The organism is Aerococcus sp. 1KP-2016 (assembly GCF_002252085.1).
In the GTDB taxonomy this organism is placed as follows: domain Bacteria; phylum Bacillota; class Bacilli; order Lactobacillales; family Aerococcaceae; genus Aerococcus.
The window spans coordinates 1-6927 of sequence record NZ_NEEY01000069.1 but is presented as its reverse complement, the minus strand read 5'-3'; the positions used below and the strand labels follow the sequence as shown (position 1 = coordinate 6927).

Here is a 6927-nt window from a genome sequence, read left to right as displayed (position 1 = left end):
TAGATGAGGTTTTTCCAATCATCAACATTCTGATGTGCCAGATTCAGTAATTACATATAGCTATGATTTATTACTAAATGCAATCAAAGATTTTGAAATTAGTGAGGACGAAATATGGAACTAAAAGAATATCATGATTCCTTAATGGAGGAGATAGATAGTAGTCGACAAATTACTGGTGCTTCTTTTCATCAAGAATTTTTTGATACCTATGTAAACTATCTGTTAGAGAATGACGAGATACTTGGAGAGCCAGCATATACTTATTTTGAGATGCCATTAAATAAACGGCAAAAAGTGAACATTTCAGGATATAGTTATAATGAATTAGATGGTGTATTAAGCTTAATTGTAATTGATGATTTAGATTTTTCAGATGAACTTGGTACGTTAACTACTGCAAGTGCCAATCGTTTGCATATAAATGCTCGGAATTTCTTTGCTTTTGCTAAGGATATAGCAAAAATGGGTGAAGAGTCTAATGAAGCTGTCGCATTAGCTGATTCAATATATAATAGAAAAAAATCGGACAGTGAACCTTTCTATTATTTAAGCGCGGTTAAAATTTTTGTTTTAACAGATAAAAAGTTATCCAAGAATTTAATTAAAACGGAAGAACAAGAACTACAAGGCGTTAAAATTTTATCTCAATTTGTAGGAATTGAACGAATTCAAACTTTAGCTAATAGTAGAAGAGGGAAAATAGATTTAGAAATTGATTTTCATAAATATTCACTTATCCCAGCTATTAAAGCGAATGAAACAGAAGAATATGAGTCATATTTATGTAACATTAATGGCTTAACTTTAGCAAAATTATATAATGAGTACGGTAGTAGATTAATCGAGAGTAATGTTAGATCCTTCTTACAAACAAGAGGGAAAGTGAATAAGGGCATACGTCTTACGATTTTAAAGGAACCAGAGAAGTTCTTTGCTTACAATAATGGGTTGACATGTACAGCTAAAAGTATTGTATTTGAGAATAATAAAATAACACAGATAGTTGGACTTCAGATTGTAAATGGAGGTCAAACCACTGCTAGTTTAGCTAATGTCATGACTAACGATAAAAAGATTGATGAGTTATTAGAAGTTTCAGTTCCTATGAAATTGAACGTAATAAAAAATCCAGAGATTGAGGATGAACTAGTGCCTGCAATTTCAAGATATGCCAATTCACAAAATAAAGTCTCAGATGTAGATTTGGCTAGTAACCATCCTTTCCATAAAAAATTCGAAGAGTTATCTAGGAAAACATCTACTCCGCCAGCTGATGGGTTTTCTATCGGTACATATTGGTACTATGAACGTGCAGCTGGCCAATATGCACAAGAAACCTATAAGATGCCTGCAGCCACAAAAAAACGCTTCTTGGAAATTAATCCGAAAAATCAAATGTTCAAAAAAACAGATCTTGCTAAATACTTTAATATTTACAATCAAAAACCGCATATTGCATCTAAAGGTGGGCAAACTGCCTTCAATAATTTCTCACAATGGATTATAAAAACTTGGGATAGAGATACCAACATTATTAATCAAGACTTTTATAAGGAAATGATAGCAAACATAATTTTGTTCAAGAAATTAGATGCTAGAACAAAAATTGGTGCGGGTGCCAATGGTTATAAAGCAAATATTAATGCCTATACTTTGTCATATTTATATTGGTATATAGAGCATGAATTAAAAATGAAATTTGATTATACAAAAATTTGGCAACGCCAAAATGTAGGGAACTCCGTAATGAAGTTTTTAGATGACATTTCTTATCAAGTTCGAAATGTTTTAACTCGCGTTGAAGGTAACGTAACGGAATATGCTAAAAAAGAAATTGCATGGGAAGACGTTAAGAAAATGGTCAAAGTCACAGAAGAATATGATTTATCTTTAGTGACTATCTCAGTGGTGGAAGCTAGAGAAAATAAAATTGAGGCCAAAAAAGTTGAAAAATTTGAAAGTGACCTTTCAGATATCACGGTTGTATATAATAAATTAGAGGAAGATCCAAACTACTATATAAATCTGTTGAGCTTTATCGATAACAATTCAAAAGAGTTTCTGCCTAAAGAGCGAAGTATTATCTCAATGTTAGCAACAAATAAGTATATTACTGAAAAACAATGTAAAGTTGTTTTGGAAACAATACAAAAAGCAGAATTGGAAGGGTTTGGTCTGTAGATCAGTCCTTCAAATTCATCAAAAACCAGCCAATCGAATGGCTGGTTTTTTTTCAATCTATGAATCTATTTAATCAACCGACAGATACTTTCCGTGGTACGTTGGATGTTTTCTTTGCCGTGTTGCAATAGTGTTTGTAGGTCGCTGGCTTTTGGGATGGTGCCAAATACGCCGTCGAAGCCTTCTTCGTATAGTGTTTCGATGTTTTCTCCAATGCTGCCGGCGATGGCGACGACTTTGATGTTTGGATCGACGGCTTTGGCGGTTTTCATGATGCCGTAGGGTGTTTTGCCAAATTTGGTTTGGAAATCGATTTGACCTTCACCCGTTAGACAATAGTCTGCGCCTTGGAGCTTGTCTTTCAGTCCTGTGTACTCGATAACAAGGTCAATACCAGTTTCTAGGTGGCTGTTGGTGAAGGCAAGTAAGCCAGCACCTAAACCACCGGCTGCGCCTGATCCAGGGATTTGACCAACATTTTTATGAACATCGCGCTGAATAATTTGATCGTAATGTTGTAGGTTCTTGTCTAGTTTTTGGACCATTTCTGGTGTGGCACCTTTTTGCGGGCCAAAGACGGCTGAGGCACCGTGTTCTCCATATAATGGATTGGATACGTCTGATGCGATGGCAATCTCACAGGCGGCTAAGCCAGGATGGACATCTGAGAGATCGATTTGATCAAGTTGGTCTAGATGACCGCCACCTTCAGGAATGTCGTTGCCGTTTGCGTCTATAAACCGGATGCCAAGTGCGCGTGCCATTCCAGATCCGCCATCGTTAGTAGCAGATCCGCCAATGCCTAGAATGATATTTTGGATGCCCATGTCTAAGCATTCTTTGATGAGTTGACCGGTTCCGTAAGTGCTTGTTATTAAGGGATTGCGGTCTTCTTTTGTGACTAGATGGATACCGCTGGCACTGGCCATTTCGATGACTGCGGTTTGGCCATCACCAAGGATGCCGAGGTCGGCGACAACAGGATCACCAAGTGGACCCGTGACTTCCTTTTCTATAATACGACCAGCTGTGGCATCAACTAGGGCTTGAGTTGTGCCTTCGCCTCCGTCAGCCATAGGTACTTCAACGATTTCTGCATCTGGAAAGACGCGCCTAATGCCTGCAGCCATGGCTTGACAGGCTTCTAATGCGGTACATGATTCTTTGAATGAGTCTGGGGCGACTACAAATTTTAAGGGCATAGTTTTCCTCCTTCTGGGTTATCCACCAATGCCTAAGAGGCCAAAAATAATAGTTGAAACAATTGTTAGGACTAGACCGATTGCTGATTCGTAAGGAATGATTTGCAGGCGTTCTTTGAAGGCCATATTGATGCTACCACCTGTTGCATGGAAGAATGAACCGTGTGGTAAGTGGTCCAATACTGTGGCACCTGATTGAATCATGGCAGCACCACCGATTGCTGATACGCCGGAATTTAATAATGTTTGTCCAAATACTGAACTTGCAACGGCTGATCCTGATGTAGTTGAGGCTGATCAGACTATCGCCAAGGGTTGAGTTTGAAATGATACCTGCGATTAGACCGGTACCAAGTAAGATAATCGCTACGCCAGTCATCTTTCCTAGACCGTACTCGATATATTCGACAACATGTTTGTGATGGCCTAAAGCGACAATACCGGCTAAACCGCCCAGGGTAGGGCAATCATTGGGTCGATGACGATGCCAAAAAGTGGACGCAAGGCTAATATGATAATTGCGACAGCAGGTCCTACTAGTGATTTACCGATTGAAGGTAAGTTGGCAATGTCTTCACTCGTTTCCACTTCTTCGTTTTTAATAGCTGAACCCTTATTGATTAACTTAGTGGCAATGATGAAAGTAACGATGATACCAAAAAACGCTGGAATAATACCGGCTAACATGACATTTGTTAAAGGCACTTCAAAGGCATCAGAAACGGCAATGGCATTGGGGTTGGGTGACATGATATTACCAGCTTTACCACCACCAATCATTGCTACCAATATAGCTGTACGAGAATATTTGGCATTCTTGGCAATTTCTAGTGCAATTGGCGCAACGGTAATAACGGCGATATCAATAAATACACCGACCGCTGTCAAGGCCATAGTGGCTAGTGATAACGCGAGTAAGGCTCTTTTAGCACCTAACTTATCTATAATGGTGAAGGCGATAGATGAGGCAGCGCCTGATTTGATTAGGATACCAGCAAGTACACCGGCAGCTAAAATACGTAGTATAGCAGTTACCATACCTTGAGCACCTGCAGTCATTAAACCAACCGTTTCGACGACGTTAGCGCCACCGATTAGTCCGCCAAATAAGGCACCAATAAAGAGCGCATAAAATGGGGGCACCTTCTTAAAAATGAGCACAATTGAAAGTATCAGGCCGACTAAAGCCCCTAAAGCGCTAATTGTAACTGTTGAATCCATCCATATAACCTCCTGTGGTTTAAAATAATGCAATAGATACATTGTAAATTCAGGAGAAAACATTTACCATGTTATAAAGGACAAATATAAGCGTTTTCAAAATCGTAAATATAGTATGGAGGACAAGTTGTGGAAATTGATACAGGCTTAGCGCAAAATATCGTAAGCGCTTTAAAAGAAATTTTAAATTATGAAATCAATTTTATTGCGATAGATGGGCGAATTATTGCGTCTACTGATCAAGTTCGAGTAGGAACATTTCACGAAGGTGGCAGGCGTGTCAAAGTAACCGGGCAAGATTTGACAGTCAGAAGTGAAGATAATTATGCTGGTACGTATGAAGGCTTTAATACGGCGGTATATTTTAACAAACGGATTGTGGGTATCGTGGGGATCACTGGTCCAACAAATGAAGTAACTAAATTTGCTAAGGTTATTCGAAAATTGACGGAACTAATGATTTCAGAGGCGCATTTAGTAAACTTGGACTATAGCAACCGACAACATCAACGAAATATCTTGGAAATGTTGGTATCGGAAAATTTTGATATGGCTACTGTCAATTTTGGCCTGGTTGACTATGATGTTTCTGCAAATCGACGTTGTGTCTATGCATCATTTGTCCCAGTTAATTTTGACGATATGGATTTATATCATATATTAAAGAAAAACTTTTCGAGTAAACAGAATTTGATTGTGGTTCAAGAAACTTTCATTGTCATGTTCTTGGAGAATCAGGAAAAGGACCTTTTAGTCGATAGATTGATGGCTGTACAAAATGAATTAGTCAGCAATTTTCGTATGAAACTAAATTTTGGCCTAGGTGATATTTGCGATGACGTTGCTAGTGCTCGTGCGTCATTCTTGCAGGCAAAATATGCCTATCAATGGGCCGTTAAAAAGACAGCTGTGACGATTCAATTTTATGATGAATTCACTTTAGAACTTTTATTCGCTGAAGGTAACCATAAACAGTTGGAAACTTTTAGCCAACGAATTTTAGGCAAGTTAACGGATAAAGAGAAAAATGAATTTCGCCAGATATTAACCATTTACGAAAAGCATAACGGTTCAATCATCAAAACAGCGGATGAATTATTCATTCATAAGAATACTTTGCAATATCGTCTCAATAAATTATATGATTTGACGGGTTATAACCCTCGCGAGTTATCGGATTTTGTCACCTTGAAATTGGCGTATATGTCTGAAGAGGTGTATTTGAAGTGATTGCAAGTAGATATGAAGGTGATAAAGGTTATCAAATAGAACTTTATACAATGGTATAATGATGAAAATACAATTGATGGTGACATCATGAAGGAGAATGACTATTGGCGCAGGAAATGGATTTATTATTCACTCTAGATGAAGGCTATTTAAGCCATTTAAAGGTGACATTATTATCGATTAAACGAAGTAATCCTATGGCAAAAATTAGGATTTGGCTTGTTCATGAAAGTATTGCCCCCGAATCAATAGAAAGTTTACGAACCTTGACGGATTATTTGGCCTTTGATCTACAGGAGATGCAAGTAGATGGGAGCCAATGGAATAACGCCAAGACGGTGGATCGTTATCCAAAAGAGATGTATTTCAGGTTACTTGCGGGTGAAATTTTACCGCAGGACGTTAAAAAGATCCTATACTTGGATCCGGACACCTTGGTTATTAATCCGTTAGACGAATTGTGGCATACGGATTTGGGTGATTATTTATTGGCTGCTGCTACCCATACAGGACTAACTGAAATGTCTACCCGTTTAAATAAAGTGCGTTTAGATTTAGATCATGTATATTACAATTCTGGTGTCATGTTGATGAATTTAGATCAGGCGCGGAACATTATTAAGTGGACGGATATCTCAGCCGCTATTGAAAAATACAATAGCCTGTTGATATTACCCGACCAAGATATACTGAACCATCTGTATGGTAAATATGCATTGGAAATTCCAGAAGAAATTTGGAACTACGATACCCGTAAGTACATGCGCTATTTGACCAAAAGTCTTGCCCAACATGATATTCATTGGGTCATGGCGAATACAGTCGTATTGCATTTTTGTGGGGGACCAAAACCGTGGGATGAGAAACATGATAACCGGTTCACATCTGTTTATTTAGATTATCAAACCAGTTGAGACGGTTGGAAGATTCATTCAAATAGGAGAAGTATCTTTTAAAGTAAAGAGAGGCTGGGACAAAACTACTTTTGCGAAAAAAGTAGCCCCACTTTCGTTTATTTTTATAAAGATATAGAAAAATACACGCCCACTACTGAACAAAAAAGTTCATAGTTTTGGGCGTGTATTTTTTT

The 6927-nt window shown here is 38.1% G+C and carries 4 protein-coding genes and 1 pseudogene; 3 read left to right on the top strand and 2 right to left on the bottom strand.

Translation table 11 applies throughout. The annotated features are described in order from the left end of the window. Positions 1–114: 114 nt before the first annotated feature. The gene (locus B9P78_RS08905) at positions 115–2184 is read left to right on the top strand and encodes an AIPR family protein (RefSeq protein WP_094519094.1); all 2070 of its coding nucleotides are present in this window, start codon (positions 115–117) and stop codon (positions 2182–2184) included. A 65-nt stretch (positions 2185–2249) separates the two neighbouring features. Here the strand turns inward: B9P78_RS08905 and B9P78_RS08900 are convergent, their stop codons facing one another. Both B9P78_RS08900 and B9P78_RS10740 read right to left on the bottom strand, forming a co-directional pair. Beyond that, positions 2250–3386, bottom strand: a complete 1137-nt coding sequence (locus B9P78_RS08900; protein WP_094519093.1) for a glycerate kinase — start codon at positions 3384–3386, stop codon at positions 2250–2252. Positions 3387–3404: 18 nt separating this feature from the next. Then, positions 3405–4607, bottom strand: a pseudogene (locus B9P78_RS10740) (GntP family permease). A gap of 129 nt (positions 4608–4736) precedes the next feature. Between B9P78_RS10740 and B9P78_RS08890 the strand changes: the two are divergent. Then, a complete protein-coding gene (locus B9P78_RS08890) occupies positions 4737–5837 on the top strand; it encodes a sugar diacid recognition domain-containing protein (RefSeq protein ID WP_094519092.1) in 1101 nt (366 codons plus the stop codon). A gap of 104 nt (positions 5838–5941) precedes the next feature. Next, positions 5942–6751 carry a glycosyltransferase family 8 protein gene (locus B9P78_RS08885; protein ID WP_148138599.1) on the top strand — a complete coding sequence of 270 codons (810 nt, stop codon included), beginning with the start codon at positions 5942–5944 and terminating at the stop codon, positions 6749–6751. Positions 6752–6927: the final 176 nt, after the last annotated feature.

What these genes read in the sequence shown, in the direction of transcription:
- B9P78_RS08905 (WP_094519094.1), top strand. Translation starts at nt 115, where the DNA reads ATGGAACTAAAAGAATATCATGATTCCTTAATGGAGGAGATAGATAGT.
- B9P78_RS08900 (WP_094519093.1), bottom strand. Translation starts at nt 3,386, where the DNA reads ATGCCCTTAAAATTTGTAGTCGCCCCAGACTCATTCAAAGAATCATGT.